This window comes from Streptomyces sp. NPDC002911 (assembly GCF_053591835.1).
Genome location: NZ_JBSFUO010000018.1, coordinates 31,115 through 55,487, shown reverse-complemented (window position 1 = coordinate 55,487; position 24,373 = coordinate 31,115). Strand labels below are relative to the sequence as shown.

Annotated in this window: 23 protein-coding genes and 1 pseudogene; 6 read left to right on the top strand and 18 right to left on the bottom strand. The window is 72.0% G+C overall.

What is annotated here, in order from left to right:
• Window positions 1-197: 197 nt before the first annotated feature.
• The 10 genes from ACWD04_RS24295 to infC all read right to left on the bottom strand — a co-directional run bounded on the left by ACWD04_RS24295 (window position 198) and on the right by infC (window position 10,860).
• Window positions 198-587, bottom strand: a complete 390-nt coding sequence (locus tag ACWD04_RS24295) for an AMP-binding enzyme (protein WP_451135203.1) — start codon at window positions 585-587, stop codon at window positions 198-200.
• A gap of 392 nt (window positions 588-979) precedes the next feature.
• Window positions 980-1,510, bottom strand: coding sequence for an NUDIX hydrolase (locus tag ACWD04_RS24290; RefSeq protein ID WP_451135201.1), 531 nt, complete (start codon window positions 1,508-1,510; stop codon window positions 980-982).
• A gap of 87 nt (window positions 1,511-1,597) precedes the next feature.
• The gene (locus tag ACWD04_RS24285; protein WP_451135199.1) at window positions 1,598-2,941 is read right to left on the bottom strand and encodes a transcriptional regulator; all 1,344 of its coding nucleotides are present in this window, start codon (window positions 2,939-2,941) and stop codon (window positions 1,598-1,600) included.
• A 365-nt stretch (window positions 2,942-3,306) separates the two neighbouring features.
• The gene (gene pheT, locus ACWD04_RS24280; protein WP_451135197.1) at window positions 3,307-5,817 is read right to left on the bottom strand and encodes a phenylalanine--tRNA ligase subunit beta; all 2,511 of its coding nucleotides are present in this window, start codon (window positions 5,815-5,817) and stop codon (window positions 3,307-3,309) included.
• The gene (pheS, locus tag ACWD04_RS24275; protein ID WP_451135195.1) at window positions 5,817-6,944 is read right to left on the bottom strand and encodes a phenylalanine--tRNA ligase subunit alpha; all 1,128 of its coding nucleotides are present in this window, start codon (window positions 6,942-6,944) and stop codon (window positions 5,817-5,819) included. The genes pheT and pheS overlap by 1 nt, the downstream gene beginning before the upstream one ends.
• Window positions 6,945-7,058: 114 nt before the next feature.
• Window positions 7,059-8,213 (bottom strand): ATP-binding protein, encoded by a 1,155-nt coding sequence (locus ACWD04_RS24270; RefSeq protein WP_451135193.1) that lies wholly within the window; start codon window positions 8,211-8,213, stop codon window positions 7,059-7,061.
• 140 nt (window positions 8,214-8,353) lie between these two features.
• Entirely contained in the window at window positions 8,354-9,193 is an 840-nt protein-coding gene (locus ACWD04_RS24265; RefSeq protein WP_451135191.1) for a TrmH family RNA methyltransferase, read from the bottom strand.
• Window positions 9,194-9,327: 134 nt separating this feature from the next.
• Window positions 9,328-9,711 carry a 50S ribosomal protein L20 gene (rplT, locus tag ACWD04_RS24260; RefSeq protein ID WP_007457565.1) on the bottom strand — a complete coding sequence of 128 codons (384 nt, stop codon included), beginning with the start codon at window positions 9,709-9,711 and terminating at the stop codon, window positions 9,328-9,330.
• A 114-nt stretch (window positions 9,712-9,825) separates the two neighbouring features.
• Window positions 9,826-10,020 (bottom strand): 50S ribosomal protein L35, encoded by a 195-nt coding sequence (rpmI, locus tag ACWD04_RS24255; RefSeq protein WP_099176763.1) that lies wholly within the window; start codon window positions 10,018-10,020, stop codon window positions 9,826-9,828.
• Window positions 10,021-10,140: 120 nt separating this feature from the next.
• Complete coding sequence (gene infC, locus ACWD04_RS24250) at window positions 10,141-10,860, bottom strand: translation initiation factor IF-3 (RefSeq protein ID WP_451135301.1); 720 nt, start codon at window positions 10,858-10,860, stop codon at window positions 10,141-10,143.
• A gap of 329 nt (window positions 10,861-11,189) precedes the next feature.
• On the opposite strand from infC, the gene ACWD04_RS24245 reads away from it, so the two are divergent.
• Window positions 11,190-11,555 carry a DUF1844 domain-containing protein gene (locus ACWD04_RS24245; RefSeq protein WP_031097477.1) on the top strand — a complete coding sequence of 122 codons (366 nt, stop codon included), beginning with the start codon at window positions 11,190-11,192 and terminating at the stop codon, window positions 11,553-11,555.
• A 56-nt stretch (window positions 11,556-11,611) separates the two neighbouring features.
• Here the strand turns inward: ACWD04_RS24245 and ACWD04_RS24240 are convergent, their stop codons facing one another.
• Complete coding sequence (locus tag ACWD04_RS24240; protein ID WP_451135188.1) at window positions 11,612-12,340, bottom strand: SseB family protein; 729 nt, start codon at window positions 12,338-12,340, stop codon at window positions 11,612-11,614.
• A 127-nt stretch (window positions 12,341-12,467) separates the two neighbouring features.
• On the opposite strand from ACWD04_RS24240, the gene ACWD04_RS24235 reads away from it, so the two are divergent.
• The gene (locus ACWD04_RS24235) at window positions 12,468-13,331 is read left to right on the top strand and encodes a serine hydrolase (RefSeq protein ID WP_451135186.1); all 864 of its coding nucleotides are present in this window, start codon (window positions 12,468-12,470) and stop codon (window positions 13,329-13,331) included.
• 11 nt (window positions 13,332-13,342) lie between these two features.
• On the opposite strand, the gene mycP is transcribed toward ACWD04_RS24235, so the two are convergent.
• Both mycP and ACWD04_RS24225 read right to left on the bottom strand, forming a co-directional pair.
• Entirely contained in the window at window positions 13,343-14,587 is a 1,245-nt protein-coding gene (gene mycP, locus ACWD04_RS24230) for a type VII secretion-associated serine protease mycosin (protein WP_451135184.1), read from the bottom strand.
• On the bottom strand, window positions 14,584-15,483 hold the full coding sequence (locus ACWD04_RS24225) for a hypothetical protein (RefSeq protein WP_451135299.1): 900 nt from the start codon (window positions 15,481-15,483) through the stop codon (window positions 14,584-14,586). The genes mycP and ACWD04_RS24225 overlap by 4 nt, the downstream gene beginning before the upstream one ends.
• A gap of 429 nt (window positions 15,484-15,912) precedes the next feature.
• Between ACWD04_RS24225 and ACWD04_RS24220 the strand changes: the two genes are divergently transcribed.
• Entirely contained in the window at window positions 15,913-17,115 is a 1,203-nt protein-coding gene (locus tag ACWD04_RS24220) for an amino acid deaminase/aldolase (RefSeq protein WP_451135182.1), read from the top strand.
• A gap of 6 nt (window positions 17,116-17,121) precedes the next feature.
• Here the strand turns inward: ACWD04_RS24220 and ACWD04_RS24215 are convergent, their stop codons facing one another.
• Genes ACWD04_RS24215 through ACWD04_RS24200 form a run of 4 tightly spaced genes read right to left on the bottom strand, consistent with a single transcriptional unit; the run spans window position 17,122 to window position 21,594 of the window.
• A complete protein-coding gene (locus ACWD04_RS24215) occupies window positions 17,122-18,042 on the bottom strand; it encodes a DUF2510 domain-containing protein (RefSeq protein WP_451135180.1) in 921 nt (306 codons plus the stop codon).
• 19 nt (window positions 18,043-18,061) lie between these two features.
• Window positions 18,062-18,853 (bottom strand): 3-oxoacyl-ACP reductase, encoded by a 792-nt coding sequence (locus tag ACWD04_RS24210; protein WP_451135178.1) that lies wholly within the window; start codon window positions 18,851-18,853, stop codon window positions 18,062-18,064.
• Window positions 18,854-18,859: 6 nt separating this feature from the next.
• Window positions 18,860-20,224, bottom strand: coding sequence for an aldehyde dehydrogenase family protein (locus ACWD04_RS24205; RefSeq protein WP_451135176.1), 1,365 nt, complete (start codon window positions 20,222-20,224; stop codon window positions 18,860-18,862).
• Window positions 20,225-20,232: 8 nt separating this feature from the next.
• Window positions 20,233-21,594 (bottom strand): glutamine synthetase family protein, encoded by a 1,362-nt coding sequence (locus ACWD04_RS24200; protein WP_451135174.1) that lies wholly within the window; start codon window positions 21,592-21,594, stop codon window positions 20,233-20,235.
• A gap of 234 nt (window positions 21,595-21,828) precedes the next feature.
• On the opposite strand from ACWD04_RS24200, the gene ACWD04_RS24195 reads away from it, so the two are divergent.
• The 3 genes and pseudogenes from ACWD04_RS24195 to ACWD04_RS24185 all read left to right on the top strand — a co-directional run.
• A complete protein-coding gene (locus ACWD04_RS24195) occupies window positions 21,829-22,602 on the top strand; it encodes a FadR/GntR family transcriptional regulator (protein WP_451135173.1) in 774 nt (257 codons plus the stop codon).
• Window positions 22,603-22,714: 112 nt separating this feature from the next.
• Entirely contained in the window at window positions 22,715-23,443 is a 729-nt protein-coding gene (locus ACWD04_RS24190; protein WP_451135171.1) for a gamma-glutamyl-gamma-aminobutyrate hydrolase family protein, read from the top strand.
• Between the two features lie 15 nt (window positions 23,444-23,458).
• A pseudogene (locus tag ACWD04_RS24185) lies at window positions 23,459-23,653 on the top strand (C4-dicarboxylate ABC transporter); the annotation flags it as partial.
• 12 nt (window positions 23,654-23,665) lie between these two features.
• Here the strand turns inward: ACWD04_RS24185 and ACWD04_RS24180 are convergent.
• Window positions 23,666-24,211, bottom strand: a complete 546-nt coding sequence (locus ACWD04_RS24180; protein ID WP_451135169.1) for a helix-turn-helix domain-containing protein — start codon at window positions 24,209-24,211, stop codon at window positions 23,666-23,668.
• Window positions 24,212-24,373: the final 162 nt, after the last annotated feature.

The window sequence follows — 24,373 nt, the reverse complement described above, 5'->3', positions numbered from 1 at the left end:
GTGCGGCAGGGGCCGCTGATGCACCGGACGCCTGCGGAGGCCCGGTCGACACCGCCGGTCGAACACAGGACCGAGACCCCCGCCACGCCAGCCCTCACTTCGTTTCGATTTCCCCGGCTTCATCCACCGGGCGCCCCACATAACCCAGAGCGACGCACCGACCGACCGTTGCCCGAGACCATTGAAACGGCATTACCTCACGAACGGAATAGGGAAAGCCCACTGTCGTCAATGTGAGCTAAATAGTATGAGTAATTTACGTGTGGGCGCGGCCGAATACCACCGAAAGACGCCTCCGCGTACGCCGTGGCGCACTTATGCAGGGAAAAGCAGCCGCGAGACACACAATGCGCCGTTCGCGCTCCCCCCGATGTGGTCGAGTGCGCCGTTTCGGTGTGGGGAAGTGCGCTCACGAAATCGACGGCGCGGGGCTTCTTGAAGCGGTCGAGGCACTCGGCGCGGAAGGCGGTCAGTTCGTCGGCGGTGACGCCGGCGCTACCGGGGCCCGGTAGGCCTACGGCCCTGACCGCCTCGCCCCACGTCTCGTCGGGGACGCCGACGCCGCAGGCTTCCCGGACGGAGATCACATCGGACGGGGTCGGTGGAGAGCTCGGTGACGATCGCGAACAAGGTGGTCACCGTCGGCACTGCCATGGTCGGCGGCATCACCGCGTGCGTGGTCTGGCTGTGTGCCAGCCGATTGCTGATCTTGCGCCCGTAGTCGAGATTCCACCCGCCGTTCCGTCAGGATTCCGTCGGCGGCGCCCTGCTCGATCAGTCCGTGCAGCGGCGCTTCCTGCCTGTGTCCGGGATGCGGGGTCAAGGCCGGTCAAGGCCGGTCAAGGCCGGTCAAGGCCGGTCAAGGCCGGTCAAGGCCGGTCAAGGTCCTTCGGGCTTCTACCCCTACGAGTGACCCACCTCAGCCGGTGCGGCGGGCTGCACGGAGGTCCCGGGCAGCCCGCCGCACCGGCATGGACGCTCAGCCGAGCTGCATGTGATGGAGCATCAGCAGCCCGGCCGCCATGTTGGCCGCCGGGATCTCACCGCGCGCCACCATGTCCGGGACGAGTTCGAGCGGGACCCACTCCCGGCGCGAGGACTCGAAGTCGTCCGCCGGATGGCCGGTGTAGGTCGCCTCCCGGGACCAGAAGAGGTGGTGCCGGGCGTCGACGAGGCCGTTGGCCGGTTCCACGGTCATCAGCGGGCGCAGCTCGCCGGGGCGCCAGCCGGTCTCCTCCTCCATCTCCCGCGCCGCCGCGGCGGCGATGTCCTCACCGTCCTCGACCACGCCCGCGGCGAGTTCCCAGCCCCAGCTGTCGGTGATGAACCGGTGCCGCCACAGCAGCAGGACCTCGTTGGCCTCGTTGACGACGGTCGCCGCGGCGACGGCACGGAGCCGGATGAGGAAGTGGTCAAGATGCCGGCCGTCAGGAAGTACGACGTCCGCCAAATTGACCCGGAACCAGCGATTCTCGTACACGGTCTGTTCGCTTGAGTTCGTCCACTGCACAGTTCTGCCACCTTCCGACTGGTCGATGGCAACATCGGAGCAGGGTCCGCCTCTCAGTGGAACGTGTGACGGCTCCTTGGGCGAGGCTCACAGAGGCACGCGCAGCGCCCCGTCGATGAGGCCGGCAGCCGCCTCGGCGTCGGCGCTGCCGCTCGCGGCCAGATGCTCGCTCACGGCGCGCAGCCGGTCCCTGAGCCGCTGGGATTCCATACCCCTGGCGCGTTCCGCCATTTCCGAGGCCGTGCGGGCCGCCTTGTCCGCCTCGCCCTGGAGCAGTTCCAGATGGGTGAGCATGGCGAGCCGGTGCACGGTCCCGCGATCGTGCGCCGGGGAGCGTACGGCCGCCGCCGCGTGCTCCCGGGCTCCGGCGAGATCACCGAGACACAGCAGCGCCTCCGCCACCTGCACGTTGACCAGGCCCGGCTGGACGTACCCCGTCTCGTCCGGTTCGCCCCCGCTCCGGATACGGCCGGCCTGGGCCTCGGCGCGGCCGATGCAGTCCATGGCGACGCGGTGATCGCCGAGCTGGGCATAGGCCTTGGCCTGCATCGCGTGCAGATCGGTGGCCAGCGCCGGGGTGATGTGCGGGCCGGCCGCTCGCAGCGCCGCCTCGGCGAAGGCGACGGCCCGGCGGAATTCGGCCAGGTACAGCGACTGGTTCACGAGCAGCGCGATCACATAGCCGCCGAGCCCCCGGTCCCCGCTGGCCTTGGCCAGACGCAGGGCCTGGTGGAAGTAGCGCTGGGCGAGCCCATGGGCGTCGGAGTCGTAGGCGCAGATGCCCGCCACGGCCACCAGCCCGGCGGTCGCGCGATGGAGCCGGCGACCCGTGGCGTCGCCGTACCCGCCGCGCAGCAGGGGCGCGGTCTCGGCGTTGAGGAAGCCGACGATGCGGGACCTGGTCGCGATGCCGCCCGCCTTCCGGTACATCTGCTCGTAGTGCGCGCGGGCCGCGCGGAGCATCGCGATGTCCGCCGTGGTCACACGGGACGGACCTGGCCGGGAGACATCGGTGTCCTCGGGAGGGTTCTCCCACTCCCAGACGGGCATCACGGCTGTCGTGCCCGTGACGGCGGGCACGGCGGCGAGGTGCGGACGCTGCTGTTCGTCGGAACGCCACAGGGCCGTCGCGTGCTCGACGAACCCGGAGAGGCCTGCGCCCGGGGCGGCCGTGTGCGTCATCCCGGGAATTCCCATGCCGATGTCGTCGAGCGTGACGGGCCGGCCCAGCCGGCCCGCGAGGACCTCGCAGATCAGATCGGGGACCTGCCCGCGCGGGCGCTGGCCCTTGAGCCAGCGGGCGACCGCTGTGTGCTCGTAGCGCAGGTACAGCCCGCGGGCGCGGCCGGTCCGGTTGACGTGGCCGGCGAGCCCGGCACGGGACACACCCGCCTCGTCGATCAGGGATTCGAGCAGGACGTTGGGCTCCATTGCCCCCCCATGTGCGCGTCGCAATGAGCCTAGTGGAGCACGATTCACACGGGGTGTGAACGTAATGCCCGAACCATCCTGCTGTGCGCTCTGCCGCGCCGGGGCACGGCCCGCTTGAATGAGTGCCTCGCAAGGGCGGCCGGGTCGTCGGCTCCCCCTCGTACAGTTCGACGACCCGCACCCGCGCCGTCCGTCCTGTCGGCCTGCCCGACACTCCGTGGCAGGGCGGGCGGCGCCGGATCGCACAGCCCACCGCCCCGATGGCAGGAGGGCCCGTGTGCGGCCCCCGGGCCGTCCGGCGAGAACAGGAAGGGGCGTATCCGCTGTCCTGATACGCCCCTTCTCATCACTCGGGTGCTTACGCGCTACGCGCCGCGCAGCACCGCGCCCGTGCGCTCGGTGGCCAGGGCCACCGCCGTGTCGCGGGCCGCGGAGGCCTCCTCGACGGTCAGCGTGCGGTCCGGGGCACGGAACCGCAGCGCGTACGCCAGGGACTTCTTGCCCTCACCGATCTGCTCGCCGGTGAAGACGTCGAACAGCCGAAGCGATTCGAGCAAATCGCCGGCGCCTTCGAGGAGTGCCTTCTCCACGGCGTCGGCGGGCACGTCCGAGGCGACGACGAGCGCGACGTCCTGGGTCGCCACCGGGAAGGTGGAGATCCGGGGTGCCTGGAGCGCACCGTCGACGGCCTGCTCCAGGACGTCGAGCTCGACCTCCATGGCGCAGGTCCGCTCGGGCAGGTGGAGCTCCTTGACGACACGCGGGTGCAGTTCGCCCGCGTGTCCGAAGAGGGTCTCCTCGCCGTCGACCGTGACGTACAGCGCGGCGCAGCGGCCGGGGTGCCACGGGGCGTGACGGTCGGCGCGGACCGTCAGCTCGACACCCGCCTCACGGGCGACGGAGCGCGCCGCCTCGACGGAGTCCGCCCAGTCGGCGGGGCGGCCCTTGCCCCACCAGCCCGCCTGCTCGCGGGCGCCCGCGAGGACGACGGCGGCACGATGCGGCTGGCGCGGGAGTGCCGCGTCAAGACCGGCGATCTCCTCGTCGGTGGGACGGCGGTCAACTGGCAGCCGTACGGCCTTCGTCTCGTGGCCGGTCGGCCTGAAGACCAGGCCGGTTTCGAAGAGCGCCAGGTCGTGGCTGCCGCGGCCGTCGTTGCGCCGTAGTGTCCCGAGCAGACCCGGCAGCAGCGTGGTGCGCAGGGCGGGCTCCTCGTCGGACAGCGGGTTGACGAGGGTGACCGTACGGCGGCGGGCGTCGTCCTGGTCCAGGCCCAGCTGGTCGAGGACGGCGTCGCCGATGAACGGGTAGCTGAGCGCCTCGACGTAACCGGCACCGGCGAGGGCCCGGCCGATGCGTCGGTGCAGCCGCTGGCGGTCGGTGAGCCCGCGGCCGGACGGCGGCGTCGGCAGGGTGGAGGGAAGGTTCTCGTACCCCTCCAGCCGGATGACCTCTTCGGCCAGGTCGTTCTGCGCGGCGAGGTCGGGACGCCAGGACGGCACCGTGACGATCAGCTCGTCCTGCCCGTAGACGTCGCAGCCGACCTGCTGGAGGCGGCGCACGACGGTCTCGCGGCCGTACGCGACACCGGCCACCCGGTCGGGGTGGTTCGCCGGCATCGTGATGGTGCGGGGTGCGGACGGTGCGGTGATCTCCGTGACGCCGGCCTCGGCCGTGCCTCCCGCGAGGAGGACCAGCAGATCGACCGTGCGCTGCGCGGCAGCGGCGGCGGCCAGCGGGTCGACACCACGCTCGAAGCGCTTGGACGCCTCGGAACTCAGCTTGTGGCGGCGCGCGGTCCGGGCGATGGCGATCGCGTCGAAGTGCGCGGCCTCGATGACGACCTCGGTGGTCCCGGTGTCCTCGGCGACGTCGGCGATCTCCGTATCGGCGCCGCCCATGACACCCGCCAGGCCGATCGGCCCGCGGTCGTCGGTGATGACCAGGTCCTGGGCGTCCAGGACGCGCTTGGCTCCGTCGAGCGTGGTGAGCTTCTCGCCCTGCTGGGCGCGGCGCACCCCGATCGGGCCCTCGACACGGGTGCGGTCGTATGCGTGCAGCGGCTGACCGAGCTCCAGCATCACGTAGTTGGTGATGTCGACGGTCAGCGAGACGGTGCGCATCCCGGCCTTCTGCAGCCTGCGCTGCATCCAGATCGGGGAGCGCGCCTCGTGCCGCAGACCGGTGACCGTGCGCGCGGTGAAGTTGCTGCATCCGATCGGGTCGGACACCTTCACCGGGTAGCCGTGCGCGTTGGGCGGCGGTACGTCCAGCAGCGCCGGGTCGCGCAGCGGCAGCCCGTACGCGATGGCCGTCTCACGGGCGACGCCACGCATCGAGAGGCAGTAGCCGCGGTCCGGTGTGACGGCGATGTCGAGGACCTCGTCGACCAGCTCGAGGAGCTCGATCGCGTCCGTTCCGGGCTCGAACTCCGGCGGCAGCACGATGATGCCGTGCGTGCCGTCGTCGCCCATGCCGAGCTCGTCGGTGGAGCAGATCATGCCGTGCGAGGTCTTGCCGTACGTCTTGCGCGCGGCGATCGCGAAGTCACCGGGCAGCACGGCGCCCGGGAGGACCACGACGACCTTGTCGCCGACGGAGAAGTTACGGGCGCCGCAGACGATCTCCTGCGGTTCACCGGTGCCGTTGGCGGTGCCCACGTCGACGGTGCAGAAACGGATGGGCTTCTTGAAGCCCTCCAGCTCCTCGATGGTCAGGACCTGTCCGACGACCAGGGGCCCCTTGAGGCCGGCGCCGGTCTGCTCGACGGTTTCGACTTCGAGGCCGACGGAGACGAGCTTGGCCTGTACGTCACGGCCGGTCTCCGTCGCCGGCAGGTCGACGTATTCCCGGAGCCAGGAAAGCGGGACGCGCATCAGATCTCCATCCCGAACGGCCGGGTGAACCGGACGTCGCCCTCGACCATGTCTCGCATGTCCTCGACGTTGTGGCGGAACATCAGCATCCGCTCGATCCCGAATCCGAAGGCGAATCCGCTGTACTTCTCGGGGTCCACACCGCAGGCGACGAGCACCTTCGGGTTGACCATGCCGCAGCCGCCGAGCTCGATCCAGCCCTCGCTGCCGCAGGTGCGGCAGGGGCGGTCCGGGTTGCCGACGGACGTGCCGCGGCAGACGTAACAGACCATGTCCATCTCGGCGGACGGCTCGGTGAACGGGAAGAAGTTCGGCCGCAGCCGGGTCTTCATGTCCGGGCCGAAGAGCGCCTGGACCATGTGGTCGAGGGTGCCCTTGAGGTCGGCCATGGTGAGGCCCTCGTCGACGGCGAGCAGCTCGATCTGGTGGAAGACCGGGGTGTGCGTGGCGTCGAGCTCGTCGGTGCGGTAGACCCGGCCGGGGCAGACCACGTAGACGGGGGGCTTGCGGCTGAGCAGCGAGCGGGCCTGGACCGGCGAGGTGTGCGTACGCAGCACGACACCTGACTCGTCGCTCCTGGCACCGTCGGCGCCCTGGACGAAGAAGGTGTCCTGCATCTGCCGCGCCGGGTGGTCGGGCACGAAGTTCAGGGCGTCGAAGTTGAACCACTCCGCCTCGACCTCGGGGCCCTCGGCGATCTCGTAGCCCATGGCGACGAAGACGTCGGCGACGCGCTCCATGATGGTCGTCAGGGGGTGGCGCGCACCGGCCGGGGTGCGGTCGTAGGGCAGGGTGACGTCCACCGCCTCCTCGACCAGCACCCGGGCGTCACGCTCGGCCTCCAGCTCTGTCTGCCGGGCGGCGAGCGCCTTGGAGACGGCGCCGCGGGCCTGGCCCACGCGCTTGCCCGCCTCGGCCTTGGCCTGCGGCGGCAGGGCGCCGATCTCGCGGTTGGCGAGCGACAGGGGCGAGGTACCACCGGTGTGCGCGGTCTTCGCCTGGGCGAGCGCGTCGAGGTCGCCCGCGGCGGCGAAGGCGGCGAACGCCTCGTCCCGCATGCGCTCGATCTCTTCCGGTTTCAGTGCCTCGACCTCGACTGGGTCGTACGACTTGTTCGGTGCCGACATCTCTTCCCGTGCTTCCGATTGGCTGGTGGCGACCCTGGTTCGACGACTGAGGACGCAAAGGTGCCAAAAGTCGAGTCTACGGGCCGCCGGGGGGCGAAGAAGCCCGTGGGCCGCTCAAGCCAGATAGGCCGGCGCGCTCACGGGCAGGATAAATCGGAATTCGGCGCCGCCGCCCGGTGCCCGGTCGACCGTGATGGTGCCGCCGTGCGCCTCGACGATGCCTTTGACGATGTACAGGCCCAGGCCGGTCCCACCGCGCTTGCTTCCCCGCCAGAAGCGGGTGAAGACGCGGGCCATCGACTCCTCGGGGATGCCGGGACCTTCGTCGCTCACGGTGACTGCCGTTCCGGTCTCGTCGCTCTTCCCCGGTGCGGGCGCAGGGGCGACCTCGATAGTGACGGTTCCCTCCCCGTGGCGCACCGCGTTTTCCAGGAGGTTACCGAGGACCTGGTCGACCTTGTCCGGGTCGGCCCAGAGATCGGGAAGCGGATGCCGGGTGCGAACGAGGAACCGGTCGGGCGCCTGGCCGTTCGCGGTGAGGGCCTGGATGTGGCGTTCGACGGCGGCGGAGACGTCCACGGGCTGGCGGCGCAGCTCCAGCCGCCCGGAGTCGATACGGGAGATGTCGAGCAGCTCGGCGATGAGCCGGTTGACGCGGTTGGCGTCGGCGTCGACGGTCTCCAGCATCAGCCGCTTCTGGTCGTCGGTGAACCTCTCCCACTTGGCCAGCAGCGTGGCGGTGAAGCCCTTGACCGAGGTCAGCGGGGAGCGCAGCTCATGGGCGACGGTGGCGATCAGCTCGGCGTGGCTGAGCTCGGTGCGGCGGCGGGCCTCGGTGCCGCGCAGCGAGACGACGAGCCGGCGGACCGGCCCGGTCGGGGTCTCGCGCACGTACCGGGCGGAGACCAGGACCTCACGGCCTCCGGGGAGCAGCAGGTTCCGCTCGGGCTGCCCGACCCTGATGGCGAGCCCGCCGTACGGATCGGTCAGGTCCCACCAGCGTCGCCCTTTGAGGTCCTCGAGGGGCAGTGCCTGGTGCAGGGAGCGGCCGAGTGCGGCGGCCCCTGGCGTGGCGGTGATCCGGGCCGCGGCCGCGTTGAAGCAGATGACCGTGCCGGCCTCGTCGGCGACGACGAGACCGTCGGGCAGATCGTCCGGGTCGATACCCGTCGGGGGGGCCCCGACGGTCCGGCTCGCGGCGGCTCCGTCGGAAAGGGCGCGCACGGCGGCCGTGTGTGTCTCTCGCGGCCTGCTCATGCCGACAGCCATCTTCCCGTACCCCACCTCTCGAACCGGCGCAGTGGGCCCCCGAGTTCGTCCACCCTACTAGGCGCCGGCGGCCGTGCGACACCCTCCGGGCGGGCACCGGCGGCCTGTGGCTCGTATCGATCGGTGGGGCGCCGGCAGGATCAGCCGGTGTGCCGGGGGCGTTGCGCTCGCGCGGAGGCGTAGAGGCACACGGCGGCGGCGGTGGCGAGGTTGAGGCTCTCGGCCTTGCCGTGGATCGGGACCCGGACCACGGCGTCGGCCAGGGCACGCGTCTCCTCCGGGAGACCCCACGCCTCGTTGCCGAACACCCATGCGGTGGGCCCGCCCATGGTGCCCGCGTCGAGTTCGTCGTCGAGGTCGTCCTCGCCGGCACCGTCCGCCGCCAGGATGCGCACACCGGCCTCCCGGAGCCCGCGCACGGCCTGCTCCACGGGTACGCCGACGGTCACCGGCAGATGGAAGAGCGAGCCGACGGAGGCCCGGACCGATTTGGGGTTGTACAGGTCCACGGAGGCGTCGGTGAGCACGACGGCGTCCGCGCCCGCGGCGTCCGCGCAGCGCAGCACCGTGCCCGCGTTCCCGGGGTCGCGTACGTGGGCGAGAACGGCGACCAGGGTGGGCTTCGCCGCGAGGATGTCCTCGAAGGGCGAGTCCAGGAAGCGGCAGACGCCGATCAGGCCCTGCGGGGTGACGGTCTGCGAGACGTCGGCGAGGGTGGCGCCGTCCGCGAGGTGCACACGGGCGCCCGCCGCACCGGCGGCCTCGATGATGTCGGCGTACCGGTCGGCCGCCTCGACGGTGGCGAAGAGCTCGGTCAGCGTGGGTTCGCCGTCGCCGCCCCGGTGCGCGGCGGCCTCCCGCACGGCCTGCGGCCCCTCGGCGATGAACCTGCGCTCCTTGCCACGGAAGTTACGCCTGGCCAGCCGGCGTGCGGCAGCGACTCGCGGCGATCGCGCGGAGATCAGTTCGGGGGTGCCCATGGTCGGCGGCGAGCCTCTCTGCGTAAGTCAGCTTCTCTGCGTACGCGACACGTGGCGCAACGCACCGGACCCGCAGACGGCACACGCCTGCGGGTCCGGCTCGTAGCGCTGGGACGACGGAAGTACTGCCTGGATCAGGCGGCCTTCGGGGCGTTGACGTCGCTCGGGAGGGCCTTCTGGGCCACCTCGACGAGGGCGGCGAACGCGTTGGCGTCGTTGACCGCGAGCTCTGCCAGGATCTTGCGGTCCACCTCGATGTTGGCGGCCTTCAGACCCTGGATGAGGCGGTTGTACGTCATGCCGTTCTGGCGAGCGGCCGCGTTGATGCGCTGGATCCAGAGCTGACGGAAGTCGCCCTTGCGCTTCTTGCGGTCGTTGTAGTTGTAGACCAGGGAGTGGGTGACCTGCTCCTTGGCCTTGCGGTACAGGCGCGAACGCTGACCGCGGTAACCCTTGGCGGCCTCGAGGATCGCCCGGCGCTTCTTGTGGGCGTTTACTGCCCGCTTGACGCGTGCCACTTTTAACTCCTTGCAGCGGGGCCGGGTGGTCGCAGTGAAGACTCACCCGGCCCGGAAACGAATTGGTCCCGGTCGGATCGAGGTCGCGCCTCCGGGTTCACCGGAGGCGGCGCCTCACTTGCCGAGAAGCTTCTTGACCTTCTTGGCGTCGGCCGGAGCCACGACGACCGTGCCGGTCAGCGAGCGGGTCTTCTTGGACGACTTGTGCTCGAGCAGGTGGCGCTTGCCGGCCTTCTCGCGCAGTACCTTGCCGGAGCCGGTGATCTTGAAGCGCTTGCTGGCACCGCTGTGCGTCTTGTTCTTCGGCATCGCGCCGTTGTCTCCTCGTCAGTGGCGCCCCTCACGGTGCGGGCACCGGGCTGCAGGGGCGTCAGATCTTTGGGTGGATTCCGGGGGGCCCGGGGGCGCCTGGGTGGCGACCCCCGGAGGTCACGCCTCGGAAGGTGTCTCGGCCGGAGCCTCGGTCGCTGCGGCCGGAGCCTCAGCGGTGTCACCCTCGGGCTCGGCGTCGTGGGCGTACCCCTGACGCTCCGCCTTGCGGGCGGCCTGGGCCTCGCGGGCCTCGGCCATGGCTTCGGTCTTCTTCTTGTGCGGGCCCAGAACCATGATCATGTTCCGGCCGTCCTGCTTCGGGTTCGACTCGATGAAGCCGAGGTCCTCGACGTCCGAAGCGAGACGCTGGAGCAGTCGGAAGCCCAGCTCGGGACGGGACTGCTCACGACCACGGAACATGATCGTGATCTTGACCTTGTCCCCCTGCTTGAGGAACCGGACGACGTGACCCTTCTTGGTGTCGTAGTCGTGCGGGTCGATCTTCGGCCGGAGCTTCATTTCCTTGATGACCGTGTGCGCCTGGTTCTTGCGCGCCTCACGGGCCTTCATGGCCGACTCGTACTTGAACTTCCCGTAGTCCATGAGCTTGCACACGGGGGGACGGGCTGTCGCCGCCACCTCGACCAGGTCGAGGTCGTACTCCTGTGCGAGCTCCAGGGCCTTGGCAAGCGGGACAATCCCGACCTGCTCGCCGCTGGGACCGACAAGTCGCACCTCGGGAACGCGAATCCGGTCGTTGATGCGGGGCTCGGCGCTGATGGATCCTCCTCGGTAGCACCACGCGACCGCCTGGCGGACAGCCGCGTAACGTCTTATGTATGACCAACCGAGCCGGGAAAACAGAAACGCCCCGGACGGGACACAGGCGGGGCTCCTGGAACTACCGGAACACCGCCGCGTGCAACCGCGGGGCGCAATCGGGCGGCCCCATCGTCCGTACGGAACGATGGCTGCCACCTGACCGGTGACCCGCCGTCCCTGGGGACGGTCAGGTGGGAGATCGGAGCCTCCACTTGTGGGCCGAGCACATAGATGTCCGGCCGGTCGTTACACAAGGTTAGCAGTTCCCCGGGACTACGGCTAACCCGCTGTCCGGGCGGCTCCCGCACGCGGAGCCGCGCCGACGTGGCCTTATCGTGTGGGGCATGAGCGACGCGACCACTCCCAGTACCGAGAACCCCGGCTTCGACGACATGGCCCGCGACATCGCGGAGGTTCCCGCGGTCGAGGTGATCGTGACCGTCGCCGTCAATCTGATGAGCGCGGCAGCCGTGAAGCTCGGCCTGACCGAGGAGGGCGAGCAGCACAAGGACCTGGACGAGGCCCGCAAGCTGGTCCAGGCGCTGGCCGGGCTGCTCGACGCGAGCGCCACCGAGATCAGCACCTTCCACGCCTCGCCGCTGCGCGACGGTCTGAAGTCGCTGCAGCTGGCCTTCCGCGAGGCCTCCCTCGTGCCCGACGAGCCCGGCCAGGGCCCGGGCGAGAAGTACACCGGCCCCGTCTACGGCTGATCATGTGACGGACGCGAGCCCGCTGCCTGTGTCATCAGGCAGCGGGCTCCTGTGCGTCAGCGGCTGAACAGAGGCTCGCCCGGGGCCTCGGTACCGGCCGGAAGCAGCGCGAGATCGATGCCGCGCACCAGCCGGGCGCGCAGCACCTCGCTGGCCGAGAGCGCATCGGCGACCCGGCGGGCGGCCTCCGCCACCACGGCGTCCGGGGCGAGAACCAGGGCGAGGGTGCCGTCGGCCCGGCCGGGGCCGAGGTGGGCGCGCAGCACCGCGGGCTCGGCGGCGACCGCCTCCCGCACCGCGGCGACGACGGCGGGGTCGTCGAACGGGTCCGCGCTGGCGCGGTTCTCGGCCAGGGCGAGCAGCGCCGGGCCGGTCAGCTCGAAGGCGACGGGTCCCGCCAGGTCGAGCACCACCGTGTCCGCCTTCTCGTGCGCGGCGGCCTGCAGTGCCTGGTGCAGGGGTACGGCGACGGGGCGTGCCTCCGGGTCCCAGCGGGCCAGCGAGGCGGTGGAGGTGAAGGCGGGCAGAGCGCGCCGGTCACCGGCCTGCAAGGTCGGCACCGCCATGTCGCTGGTCTTCTCGCGGCGCAGCCCGTTCTCGTCCTCCTCGGCCTCGCCCAGGACGGCGACGACCGGCACGAGCAGCCGGGCGCCGCGGAGCGCCGCGAGGACCGGGCCTACGGCCGTCCGGTCCGCGGCCCATGCCGCGAGGGCTGCCGTCAGTTCGGGCGAGGCAGAGCCGTCGTCGTCGGAGAAACCGGGGTCCGGGATGTTCTTGAGCGCCACATGACGAGCGTAGTGGACCGTCTCTCTCACCTGGGCGACAGGTCGGGCACAGGCTCCTCCCAGGTGTGTGCCCGGCCTCCGGGCCATACTCCGTCACAGAACGCGCAGGACCGCGCTGTCCGGCCTCGTGACCGCCGCAGTCGTGCTGCCGGCCGGTGCCGCCGCGGGAGGTGCGTATCTGGTGGGTCGTCCGCCGGATGCCGCGCCCGCGGCGGTGGCCGCCGTATCATCCGCGTCGAGCCCCCCGGCCGCGGCGGGCCGGAGCGAGGAGCCCGAGGTGGATCTCGACGCGGAGCTGGCCGACGCGCTGGCGACCCTGGCGGACGGCGCCGATGTGTCGGTGGCCGTGCTGGACACGGAGAGCGGCGCCGGTGCCGCGTACGGGAACGGGGCGTACGACACCGCCAGCATCGTCAAGGTCGACATTCTGGCGGCACTGCTGCTCCGGGCCCAGGACGAGGGCCGGGAGCTGAGCGGCGCCGAGCACGCGTACGCGGAGGCCATGATCCGGCGCAGCGACAACACCTCGGCCACCGCGCTGCTCAAGGTGATCGGTGGCGAGGAGGGCCTTGACGCGGCCAACGAGCGGCTGGGACTGACCACGACGAAGGCCGCCCACGCGTGGGGGCTGACCCGGACCACGGCCGCCGACCAGGTGCGGCTGCTGGAAGCGGTGTCCGGGGCGGGTTCGGAGCTGTCGGCTGCCTCGCGCGCGTACCTGACGGGGCTGATGGGCCGGGTCGAGGCGGAGCAGCAGTGGGGGGTGTCCGCGGCGGGCACCGGCGCGGTGCTGAAGAACGGCTGGATGCCCCGCACGACGACGGGGCTCTGGGACATCAACAGCATCGGGCGGGTGGAGAACGGCGGGCGCACCCTGCTGGTGGCGGTGCTGTCGCGGGGGCACGCGACGAAGGAGGCGGGCATCTCTCTGGTGGAGTCCGTCGCGAAGGCGGCGGTCGGTGTGACCGGTGCGGTGGCAGAAGCGGGCTGATCCAGGTGCGGTCAGCGCGGGGGGCCGGCGGGGGACGGCCAGTACCCGGGTCCGGCGCCGGGCCTGGCACCGCCGTTCCTGCTACCGGTGTTCCTGCCCCGCCACAGCACCACGGCCAGGGCGAGGAGTGCGGCCCCGAGGCCGCCCGCCGAGGGTGCCAGCCAGCCGGCCGGGGCCCCGTCGCCCTCCTGGGGGGTGGGGCCGGAGCCGAAGTACTCGTCGCGGTGACCGGACGTGGCGGACTGCGCGTTCATTCCGTCGGGGCGCAGCTTCGCCCCGGCCTCTATCGCGGCGGCGGGGTCGACCATGCCGTAGCCCCTGGCGTCGTCGCGGCCGCCCGAGGGCGCGTCGCCGGCGGTGTCCGCGAGCAACATCTTGATCTGTGCGGGCGAGAGGCCCGGGTGCGCGGCGCGTACGAGCGCCACGGCCCCGGAGACGAACGCCGACGCGGCGGACGTGCCCCACTCGATGTAGTAGTGCCGGTCGGGGTTGGCCACGACGATGTCGACGCCGGGCGCGCTCACGGTGGCGTACCAACGGCGGGTGGAGAACGCGGCGTGTGTGCCGTACCTGTCGACGGCCGCGACGGCGATCACGCCGGGGTAGGCGGCGGGATAGGAGATCCGGTCGCCCTTCTCCCCGCTGTTGCCCGCGGAGGCCACGACGGCGACGCCCTTGCCGAGGGCGTACTGCACGGCGGCGTCCTCACCGGGCTCAGGATGGGCCGACTCGCTGTCGTCACCGAGGGAGAGGTTGATGACGTCGGCGCCCTGGTCGGCCGCCCAGCGGATGCCGTCGGCCAGCGCGGTTCCGCGTGACTCGCGGGCCTTGGTGCGCGACGGATCGCCGGACTCGAGGATCACCCGCACGGGCAGGATCTTCGCTTCCGGGGCGACGCCGAGCACGCCGTCGCCCCGGCCGGGGCCGCTCCCGCGGCCCGCGATGATGCCGGCCATCGCGGTGCCGTGCAGGGCCCAGGAGCGGTCGCCGCTTTCGGCGCCGAAGCCGATGAGGTCCTTGCCCGGTAGCACCTGACCGGCGAGGTCGGGGTGATCGTCGTCGACCCCGGTGTCCAGGACCGCGACCGTGACGCCCTTGCCCATGGTGGTCTGCCAGGCCGTGCCGGTGTGCAGGGCCTCCAGGCCCCACTGCTGGTCGCGGATGGCGTCCGCGTGGGCGGGGACGGCGGGCAGCAGCGTGAAAGCAGTGGCCGTCGCCACGGCGGCGAGCGCCCGGGGCCGGCGGGGGCGGGTCATTCCGGCTTCTCCGTGAGGTCGGTGACGGCCCTGCGCAGGGTGCGCTCCACCCGGTCGGCGACGCCCTTCGCCTCGTGGCCGAGTCCTGCCTGGGCGGGGGCCGTCGTGGCACCGGTCACCATGGCCTCGGCGGCGGGCTGCGGCTCGGAGACCGTACGGCCGTCGGCGAAGCCGGAGACGGCGAACATGACGACGGGCAGCTCGGACAGGACGTGGACCGTCCAGCTGGCGCGCTGCTGGTCGCCGAAGCCGGCGGCCACGGTGCCCTTGACCGGGTAGGTGCGGGGCATCAGGTCGGAGCGGTCGGCGAGGTGCTGGGTGGTGAACCGGGTGCTGAGCGCGCTCATCGCCTCGGGGTCGGCCTCGGTGAAGACCATGCCGACGGTGGTGACGCTGCTGCGGGTGGCGTCGGTGTAGGTGGCGCGCACCAGACGTTCGCAGCCGACCGGGCGGAGCGTCTTGAGCAGCAGCGGGTCCAGGCCCGCCGCGCAGCCGCTGTCGCTCGCGACGGCGACCCTGGTCCAGACCCGGTCGGTGGCTCCCGGGCCCGCTCCGTCGCCCTTGAGGGTGCGGGGGAAGAGGGTGTCGACGAGCACACTGTGCCAGGCGGAGCGGCCCACGGTGTACGCGCCGGCGTCGCCGGGCTCGGCCGCGGAGTCGCTGGTGAGCCAGCTGCCGGTGACCGCGCCGCCCATGAGCCCGAGTCCGAGCACGGCGCAGACCGCCGCCGCCGCGGTCCTGACGGGATGCCGGGCTCTGACGGGGCGGAGCCGGGTGGTGGTCTCTGCGGGCGTCTCGGCGTACCCGTAGTACGTGCCGGGCGGGGCGGGAGCGGCACCGGGGCGCGGTGTGAGGTCGACCGCGCCGACCGGCCTGCGCCGGGTGGCGGCGGGCAGCGGGGGCGGGCCGGGATGGACGGGCGGCGCGGGCGGTACGGGGCGCAGCCGGGCCGTCGTCTCCACCGGCGGCACGGCCTCCGCACGCCAGGCCTGTGGTACGGCCGGCGGGGCGGGGTGCGCACGCGGAGCCGACGGTGCAGGTTCTGCGCGTGGGGCCGGCGGTGCGGGGGCGCTGCCGGGTGCGCGCGGCGGGGTGGTCGGGCGGGGCGGCACGGGAGCGCGCTGCGCCTCGGTACTCATCCGTCCCCCTGGTCCACGTCCCCGTACGGCCCACGGGCCACCGCTGCGCACGGGCCCGTCGGTCGATCGTGTGACCGTCACTCTACGGGGTGGACGACGCCCCGTGGGAACAGGACGGAGGGTGCGGGACGATCTGCACGGAACGTCCCCCTACCCAGTGGTACGGCCGTCTGGCAAGCTGCGGCCATGACTGTCCGCGCCGCTGACCGGACCCGTTACAACCGGGCCACCGCCCATCTCGACGCCCCGGTGGCCGTCGTCGATCTGGAGGCCTTCGACGCCAACGCCGACGACTTGGTCCGCCGGGCGGGCGGGAAGCCGATCCGGGTGGCGAGCAAATCCGTACGCTGTCGTGCCCTGCTGGAGCGGGTGCTCGCGCGTCCGGGCTTCGCCGGGATCATGTCGTTCACCCTCGCGGAGTCGCTGTGGCTGGCCCGCGCCGGATTCGACGACGTACTGCTGGCCTATCCGTCGGCCGACCGGTCCGCGTACGCCGAACTGGCCGCGGACCCCGAGCTCGCCGTGGCCGTGACGGTCATGGTGGACGATCCCGCGCAGCTGGAGCTGATCGACGCGGCGCGGGCCGGCGGCGCCGAGGAGATCCGGGTCTGCCTGGAGTTGGACACCTCGCTGCGGCTGCTCGGCGGCCGGGTCAGGTTCGGCGCGCTGCGCTCCCCCGTCCGCTCCCCCGCCCAACTGGCCGAGCTGGCTCGGTCGGTGGACCGCAGGCCGGGCTTCCGGCTGGTGGGCCTGATGGCGTACGAGGGCCATGTGGCCGGGGTGGGCGACTCGGTGACCGGACGGCCGCTGCGGTCGCGCGCGGTCAGGCTGATGCAGGCGGCCGCGCGCAGGGAGCTCGCGGCCCGGCGCGCGGAGGTCGTACGGGCGGTCCGCGCGGTGGCGCCCGGCCTGGAGTTCGTGAACGGGGGCGGCACCGGCAGTGTGCAGCACACCGCCGAGGAGTCCGCGGTGACCGAGATCGCGGCGGGGTCCGGGCTCTACGTACCGAAGCTGTTCGACAACTACACCTCGTTCACGGGCCGTCCGGCGGCGTTGTTCGCCCAGCCCGTGGTGCGGCGGCCGGGCGTGGGCGTGGTGACGGTGCTCGGCGGCGGCTATCCGGCGTCCGGGGCGGCGGGCGCGGACAGGCTGCCGGTGCCGTATCTGCCCGAAGGGCTGCGCTACGACCCGCAGGAGGGCCCGGGTGAGGTCCAGACACCGCTGCTCGGGGCTCCCGCGGACGATCTGCTGATCGGCGACAAGGTGTGGTTCCGGCACGCGAAGGCCGGTGAGCTGTGCGAGCGCTTCGACGCACTACGGCTTGTCGAGGGCGAGCGGATCACCGCCACCGTGCCGACGTACCGCGGCGAGGGCCGCACGTTTCTCTAGCGCCCCTCAGGGCGCCACGGTGCTGCCCACGCCGCCGCCGGCCGAGTCGCCGATCGGGCGGATGCCCTGGGTGATGGTGTCCATGAGGGGGAGCGGCAGCTCGTCCCGGCCCGCGTCGAAGGCGAAGCGCACGATGACCGGCGTCTCGCTGCCCCCCGCGGAGGGGAAGACGAGCGACTGCACGTATCCGCCGGGGCCCTTGCCGGTGGTGACCTGACGGCGCACCAGGTATCCGGTGCGCCCCGCCACGGTCACGGACTTGGAGGCCAGTTCCTTGTGGGACATGATGCCGCCGTGGATGACGCCGCCGACGGTGTTTTTCCCGTAGGCACGGTCGGCAGCCGTCCCGATGTCCTCTTCGGCCAGCGCCTTCATGGCCGTGAGACCGGTGCCGCCCGCCGCCCGGACCGTGACGGTGCCGTGGTAACAGAAGCTCCCGGAGTCGCCGGGGCAGGTGTAGGAGCCGACCGTACGCATCGTGGAGGCGTTGTCGAGGGTGTGTTCCGGCTTCTCCCAGCCGTCGGGGACCGGGAGCGTGATCCCGTTGAGCTGATCGACCAGCACCGCGGGGTCGTCCTCCGGGCCCTCGGCGGGCGACGGGGTGGCGGCGCCGACGCTGTCCGTGGCGTCGGGCGGCGGCGCGCTGTTGCTGGGCGCGGCCCTCGGGGCCGTGCCGTCGCCGTCGCCCAGCACCAGAATCGAGGTGACGGCTGCGGCGACCGCCAGGCCCGCCACGGTGAGCGTGACGACCCGGGTGGCGCGGCCGCCGCCTCCCCTGACCGGGTCTCCGGGCGGGTGGGGCGCGGACAGCTGCTGGGTGACGGCGGCCGAACGGGTGTACCCGGTCCAGGCCGTGCCGTCCCACCAGCGCTCTGTGCCGGGCACGTTCACGTCCCGGTACCAGCCGGGCGGTGTCGGGTTGCTCATGCCACCACTGTAGGGAGCCTCAGTCGAGCGGAGTCACGTACGCTCCCGAGATTCCGCCGTCGACGAGGAAGTCGGTGGCGTTGACGAACGAGGAGTCGTCGCTCGCCAGAAAGGCGACGGCGGCCGCGATCTCCGTGGCCTCGGCGAACCGGCCGAGCGGAATGTGTACGAGCCTGCGGGCGGCGCGCTCCGGGTCCGTGGCGAACAGCTCCTGGAGCAGCGGTGTGTTGACCGGCCCGGGGCACAGGGCGTTGACCCGGATCCCTTCGCGGGCGAACTGCACCCCGAGCTCCCGGGACAGGGCGAGGACCCCGCCCTTGGAGGCGGTGTACGAGATCTGGGAGGTCGCCGCGCCCATCCTGGCCACGAAGGACGCGGTGTTGATGATCGAGCCACGGCCCTGACGCCGCATGTAGGGCAGGGCGGCCTTGCAGCAGAGGTAGACGGAGGTGAGGTTGACGTCCTGGACACGTTTCCAGGCCTCCAGTCCGGTGGTGAGGATGGAGTCGTCGTCCGGCGGCGAGATGCCCGCGTTGTTGAAGGCGATGTCGACGGAGCCGTACGTCTCGTCCGCCGCCTCGAAGAGCGCGTCGACCTGGCCGGGGTCGGTGACGTCGACGCGTACGAACGTGCCTCCCACCTCGTTCGCGGCGGCCCTGCCCGCGGTCTCGTCGATGTCGCCGCAGATGATGTTCGCGCCTTCCGATGCCAGCCGGCGGGCGGTGGCGAGGCCGATGCCGCTGCCCGCCCCGGTGATGACGGCGGTGCGGCCGGTCAGCCGGCGGCAGATGTTCCCGGAGTCGGTGGTCATGTCTGTTCAGGCCTCCGTGCCGATGAAGACGTTCTTGGTTTCGGTGAAGGCCGCGAGGGCGTCGGGCCCCAGTTCACGGCCCAGCCCGGACTGTTTGTACCCGCCGAACGGGGTCCAGTAGCGAACGGCTGAGTGGGAGTTGACGGACAGGTTCCCGGCCCGGACCGCCTGGGAGACCCGCAGGGCGCGGCCCACGTCGCGGGTCCAGATCGAGCCGGCCAGTCCGTGGTCGGTGGCGTTGGCGAGCCGGACGGCCTCCGTCTCGTCCTCGAAGGGCAGGACGACGGCGACGGGGCCGAAGACCTCCTCCGTGGCGACGGGCGCGTCGGGCGTGATCCCGGTGAGGACGGTCGGCGGGAACCAGAAGCCGGGGCCGGTGGGTGCGCTGCCCCGGATGCCGTCCGCGTCGTCGGGGACGTAGCCGCGGACGCGCTCCAGCTGCGTCCGGGAGATCAGCGGGCCCATCCGGGTCCTCTCGTCCGACGGATCCCCCACGACGACGGAGGCGACGGCCGGGACGAGGAGTTCGAGGAAGCGGTCGTACGCGGACCGCTGGACCAGGATGCGGGTGCGGGCGCAGCAGTCCTGGCCGGCGTTGTCCAGGAAGGACATGGGCGCGGAGGCCGCGGCGGCCTCGATGTCGGCGTCGGCGAAGACGATGTTGGGGCTCTTGCCGCCGAGTTCGAGGGTCAGACGCTTCACCCGATCCGCGCAGCGGGCCATGATCTGCTGGCCGACACGGGTCGAGCCGGTGAAGACGATCTTGGCCACGCCGGGGTGTTCGACCAGGGCGTTGCCTGTCACATCCCCCGCACCGGGCAGCACCTGGAAGAGGTCTTCGGGGAGGCCTGCGTCGAGAGCGAGCCGGGCCAGGCGGAGAGCGGTGAGCGGGGTGGTCTCGGCCGGCTTGAGGAGGACGGCGTTGCCGGCGGCGAGGGCGGGGGCGGCGCCCCAGGCGGCGATGGGCATGGGGAAGTTCCACGGGGCGATCACTCCGACGACGCCCAGCGGTTCGAGGAACGTGAGGTCGATCCCGCCCGGTACGGGGATCTGGCGCCCGGTCAGGCGTTCCACTCCCCCGGCCGCGTAGTCCAGCAGATCCCGGACGTTCGCCGCCTCCCAGCGGGCGTTGCCCAGGGTGTGCCCGGCTTCGGTGACCTCCAGCAGGGCCAGCTGTTCGGCGTGTTCGTCGACGAGGACGGCGAAGCGGCGCAGCAGCCGGGCGCGGTCGGCGGGAGCCAGGGCGGCCCAGGTGCGCTGGGCCGCCGCGGCGCGGACGACGGCGCCGCCGACCTCGGCGGCGGTCGTCGCGGGGACGGTGGCGACGAGCTCTTCGGTCGCCGGGTTCAGGACACGGTGTTCGTGGATCACGGGGTGCCTCACAGGCGTTCGAAGGAGCGGCGGAGCTCCCAGTCGGTCACCGCTGCGTCGAAGGCCTCCAGCTCGACGCGCGCCGTGTTGCGGTAGTGGGCGACGACGTCGTCGCCGAAGGCCTCCCGGGCCACCCCGCTGTTCTCCCAGAGGCCGGCGGCTTCGCGGAGTGTGGCGGGGACCTGGTCGTATCCGGCGGTGTAGGCGTTGCCCTCGCAGGCGTCGGGGAGTTCCAGTTCGTTCTCGATGCCGTGGAGTCCGGCGGCGACGAGGCCGGCGACCGCGAGGTACGGGTTGACGTCGCCGCCGGGCAGTCGGTTCTCGAAGCGCATCGAGCGGCCGTGTCCGACGACGCGCAGGGCGCAGGTGCGGTTGTCGTGGCCCCAGGCGACGGCGGTCGGGGCGAAGGAGCCGGGCTGGAACCGCTTGTAGGAGTTGATGTTCGGTGCGTACAGCAGGGAGAAGTCACGCAGGGTGGCGAGCTGGCCCGCCAGGAACTGCCGCATCACGGGGGACATCGCGCCGCCCTCGCCCGCCATGACGCTGTGCCCTCCGGCGTCCTCGAGCGAGAGGTGTACGTGGCAGGAGTTGCCCTCGCGCTCGTTGAACTTGGCCATGAAGGTGAGCGAGACGCCTTCCTGGGCGGCGATCTCCTTGGACCCTGTCTTGTAGACGGCGTGCTGGTCGCAGGTGACGAGTGCCTCGTCGTAACGGAAGACGATCTCGTGCTGGCCGGGGTTGCATTCGCCCTTGGCGGACTCGACGGTGAGCCCTGCGGCCGCCATCTCGTTGCGGATGCGGCGCAGCAGTGGCTCGATGCGGCCGGTGCCGAGGACGGAGTAGTCGATGTTGTACTGGTTGACCGGGGTGAGTCCGCGGTAGTTGCGGTCCCAGGCCTGCTCGTAGGTGTCCTTGAAGACGATGAATTCGAGTTCCGTGCCGACCTGGGCGGTCAGTCCGTGGGCGGCGAGCCGCTCCAGCTGCCGCCGGAGGATCTGGCGGGGCGCGGCGACGACGGGCGAGCCGTCGTCCCAGGCGAGATCGGCCATGACGAGGGCGGTCCCCTCGTGCCAGGGGATCCGGCGCAGGGTCGTGAGGTCGGGGCGCATCGCGAAGTCGCCGTAGCCGTTGGACCAGGAGGACATGGCGAACCCGTCGACGGTGTTCATGTCCGTGTCGACGGCGAGCAGGTAGTTGCAGCCCTCCGTGCCGTGTTCCAGCACCTCGTCGAGGAAGAAGGACGCCGCGAACCGTTTGCCCTGCAGTCGGCCCTGCATGTCGGGGAAGGCGAGGACGACGGTGTCGACCTCACCCCGTTCCACGAGCACGCGCAGCTCGTCGGTCCCCAGCGGAGGTGTTCGGTCTGCCACGGGTACTCCTCGGTCGGTGTGCCGGAAGGCTCGGACCGACCGGCACATGGGGTGGAAGAAGGAGCGGGGCTGAGTGCGTCCGGCTGCGAGGCGGAGGATCGAGGCCGTTGTGTCTCCCGTTCACGAGCGAAGCCGAGAGCTCGGGGCGGGGGCCGTGGTGGTGGGCGACAACGCCGCAGATACACGTGCTCGGCCCCCGCGACGCCGCCCCTCATGTGCCGGTCGGACTAAGGTATGGGAGAAAACCATAGGGGGGAAGGGAATCCGGACGTGGCGGAAGAGAGTGGGGAGCCCGGGCCCTCCGGCCGGCTGCTGCCCGGGCTGCGGCCGGTCCGCGCGGGCAACGGTTTCGAGGAGGCCCTGGAGCAGATCCTCCAGGTGGTCCGGCTCGGCCTCGTACCCGGCGGCGGGCGGCTGCCGGCCGAGCGCGAGCTGGCCGGGCTCCTCGGAATCAGCCGCGTCACGCTGCGCGAGGTGCTGAAGGTGCTCCAGGACCAGGGTCTGATCGAGGCCAGACGCGGCCGGTACGGCGGTACGTTCGTGCTCCCCCGCACCGGCCCGGCCGACGGCGACGAGCTGCGCCGCCGGGTGGCGGACGTCGACATCGAGGACGTCCTGCTCTTCCGCGAGGTCCTGGAGTCGGGGGCGGCAGGGCTCTGCGCGTCGCGCGGCCTCGACGACGAGGGGGCGGACCGGCTGCGTACGGCTCTGGCGGCGACACACGAGGCACCTCTGCCCGACTACCGCAGGATCGACACCCTCTTTCACCTGACGCTCGCCGAGCTGTCCGGCTCGCCCTCCCTCGCGGTGCGGTACGCGGCCGTACGGGCGAGCGTCAACGACCTGCTGGACTGCATCCCCCTGCTGGTGCGGAACCTCGAACATTCGCAGCGCCAGCACACGACTCTGGTCGAAGCGGTGCTCGACGGCGACGAGGAGAGGGCGCGAGCGGTGACGCACGAGCACTGCGCGGGGACGGCCGCTCTGCTCCGGGGCTTCCTGGCTTGATCTTGCCCTTCCGGATCACCGCCCTTGCGCGGCGGCCCGGTACGAACAAAGGTATGACGCAACACCATTGCACCGGGCCGGCCCGCAGACCGGCCGCCGGAGGGACCGCACCATGCACGAACCGCTCATCGGCGTCACGACCTATATGGAGCCGGCGGCTCGCTGGGGCGTCTGGGAGCTCCCGGCCGCCGTGCTCCCCTTTGCCTACCCTCAGCTGGTCCAGCGGTCCGGCGGACTGGCCGCGCTTCTGCCGCCGGACGATCCGGCGCGGGCGGAGGCCGCCGTGGCCAGGGTGGACGGTCTCGTGATCGCCGGCGGCGCCGATGTCGACCCCGGGCTGTACGGCGCGGAGCGCGACTTCAGGACGGGCCCGCCGGCGCACGAGCGCGACATCTGGGAAGTGGCCCTGCTCCGCGCCGCAAGGGCGTCAGGTACCCCGGTGCTCGGGATCTGCCGCGGCATGCAGCTGCTCAACGTGGCGCTGGGTGGCACGCTGACCCAGCATCTGGACGGCCACACGGGCCCGTTCGGCAAGGCCGGGGTCCTCGGCGAACACGCCGTGACGCCGGTCCCGGGGACGCTGTACGCCTCGCTGGTGCCCGATGAGGCGTCCGTACCGACGTACCACCACCAGGCCGTGGACCGGCTCGCGCCGGGCCTGGTGGCATCCGCGCACGCGGCGGACGGGACGGTGGAGGCGGTCGAACAGCCGGGAGCGCAGTGGGTGCTGGGCGTGCAGTGGCACCCGGAGATGGGTGACGACCTGCGGATCATGCGGGCGTTGGTCCAGGCGGCCCGTACCGCTACGGGAGCGGCTCGCCCGGTCGCGAACCGGGCCTGATCCCCGCAGGACGGCTGTCGCGCCGGCGCGGCGGGGCTGGCCCGGCACACCGGGCTGGACGCGTTCACCTGGCCGGCCGTGGCGCGCTACGCGCTGCTGGTGACCTCCTGGGCGGTCGCCGGCGTACGAACGCTGGGCGGGCTGTTCAGCGGCGTGCTGCTCGCAGGGCGCCGGCCGCTACGGCCGGTGGCGCCGCACCACGTGAGGTGACGCCACTCCCCGTCAGCGGCGCGAGTCGTACGTCGCGTCGATGTGCTCGGCGACCGAGACCACCAGCAGCCGCGTGCCCGGGACGGTCGCCCGCCACCGGTGCCGGACCCCGCCGGAGAGGAAGAGAGAGTCGCCCCTGCCCAGCCGGTGGGCCTGCCCTTCGGCCTCGACCTCGACGGCGCCCTCCACGACGTACATCACCTCGTCGTTGCGGTGCTGGAACTCGCGCCCGAGGTCCTGCTCGCCGATGAACTCCAGCGCGCTGAGCTGGTGGCGTCCGCGCACCAGCCTGCGCACGCCGTCTTCGTCGGCCGCCCGTACGACATCCACGGCGCGTGCCGAGTCCGCCGCGGCCCGCAGCCGCTCGGTCGTGGTCTCCAGCGCCTCCGCCACCCGGCCCAGGGACCGGGGGCTGGGTCTGGCCCGTTCGTTCTCGATCTGGCTGAGGAACGGTACGGACAGCCCGCTGCGCCCGGCCACCGCGGCCAGGGTGAGCCCGAGGGTCCTGCGGCGTCGGCGAACCGCGGCACCCACTCGAAGGGCTTCCTTTTCGTCCATGTCCGGCTCCCTCCCCGGATCGTCATCCTCCCGGTTGCCAGCACCCTACGCATGTCCTTCGCGCGGCGGAGGGGAAGCCGGCGGACGGGGACGGCCGGGACTCTCCGACCAGCCTGAAGGGGACGGCTCCGGTTCGCTACCGGGGCCGTCCCCTTCGTCATG

Bases quoted from the DNA above. Each gene is read 5' to 3' on its own strand.
- rpmI (WP_099176763.1), bottom strand. From the start codon at position 10,020: ATGCCGAAGAACAAGACGCACAGCGGTGCCAGCAAGCGCTTCAAGATC.
- ACWD04_RS24210 (WP_451135178.1), bottom strand. From the start codon at position 18,853: ATGACCACCGACTCCGGGAACATCTGCCGCCGGCTGACCGGCCGCACC.
- ACWD04_RS24265 (WP_451135191.1), bottom strand. From the start codon at position 9,193: ATGGGCACCCCCGAACTGATCTCCGCGCGATCGCCGCGAGTCGCTGCC.
- ACWD04_RS24215 (WP_451135180.1), bottom strand. From the start codon at position 18,042: ATGAGCAACCCGACACCGCCCGGCTGGTACCGGGACGTGAACGTGCCC.
- ACWD04_RS24195 (WP_451135173.1), top strand. From the start codon at position 21,829: ATGGGAGAAAACCATAGGGGGGAAGGGAATCCGGACGTGGCGGAAGAG.
- ACWD04_RS24245 (WP_031097477.1), top strand. From the start codon at position 11,190: ATGAGCGACGCGACCACTCCCAGTACCGAGAACCCCGGCTTCGACGAC.
- ACWD04_RS24220 (WP_451135182.1), top strand. From the start codon at position 15,913: ATGACTGTCCGCGCCGCTGACCGGACCCGTTACAACCGGGCCACCGCC.
- pheS (WP_451135195.1), bottom strand. From the start codon at position 6,944: ATGTCGGCACCGAACAAGTCGTACGACCCAGTCGAGGTCGAGGCACTG.
- mycP (WP_451135184.1), bottom strand. From the start codon at position 14,587: ATGACCCGCCCCCGCCGGCCCCGGGCGCTCGCCGCCGTGGCGACGGCC.
- ACWD04_RS24270 (WP_451135193.1), bottom strand. From the start codon at position 8,213: ATGGCTGTCGGCATGAGCAGGCCGCGAGAGACACACACGGCCGCCGTG.
- ACWD04_RS24285 (WP_451135199.1), bottom strand. From the start codon at position 2,941: ATGGAGCCCAACGTCCTGCTCGAATCCCTGATCGACGAGGCGGGTGTG.
- pheT (WP_451135197.1), bottom strand. From the start codon at position 5,817: ATGCGCGTCCCGCTTTCCTGGCTCCGGGAATACGTCGACCTGCCGGCG.
- ACWD04_RS24180 (WP_451135169.1), bottom strand. From the start codon at position 24,211: ATGGACGAAAAGGAAGCCCTTCGAGTGGGTGCCGCGGTTCGCCGACGC.
- ACWD04_RS24190 (WP_451135171.1), top strand. From the start codon at position 22,715: ATGCACGAACCGCTCATCGGCGTCACGACCTATATGGAGCCGGCGGCT.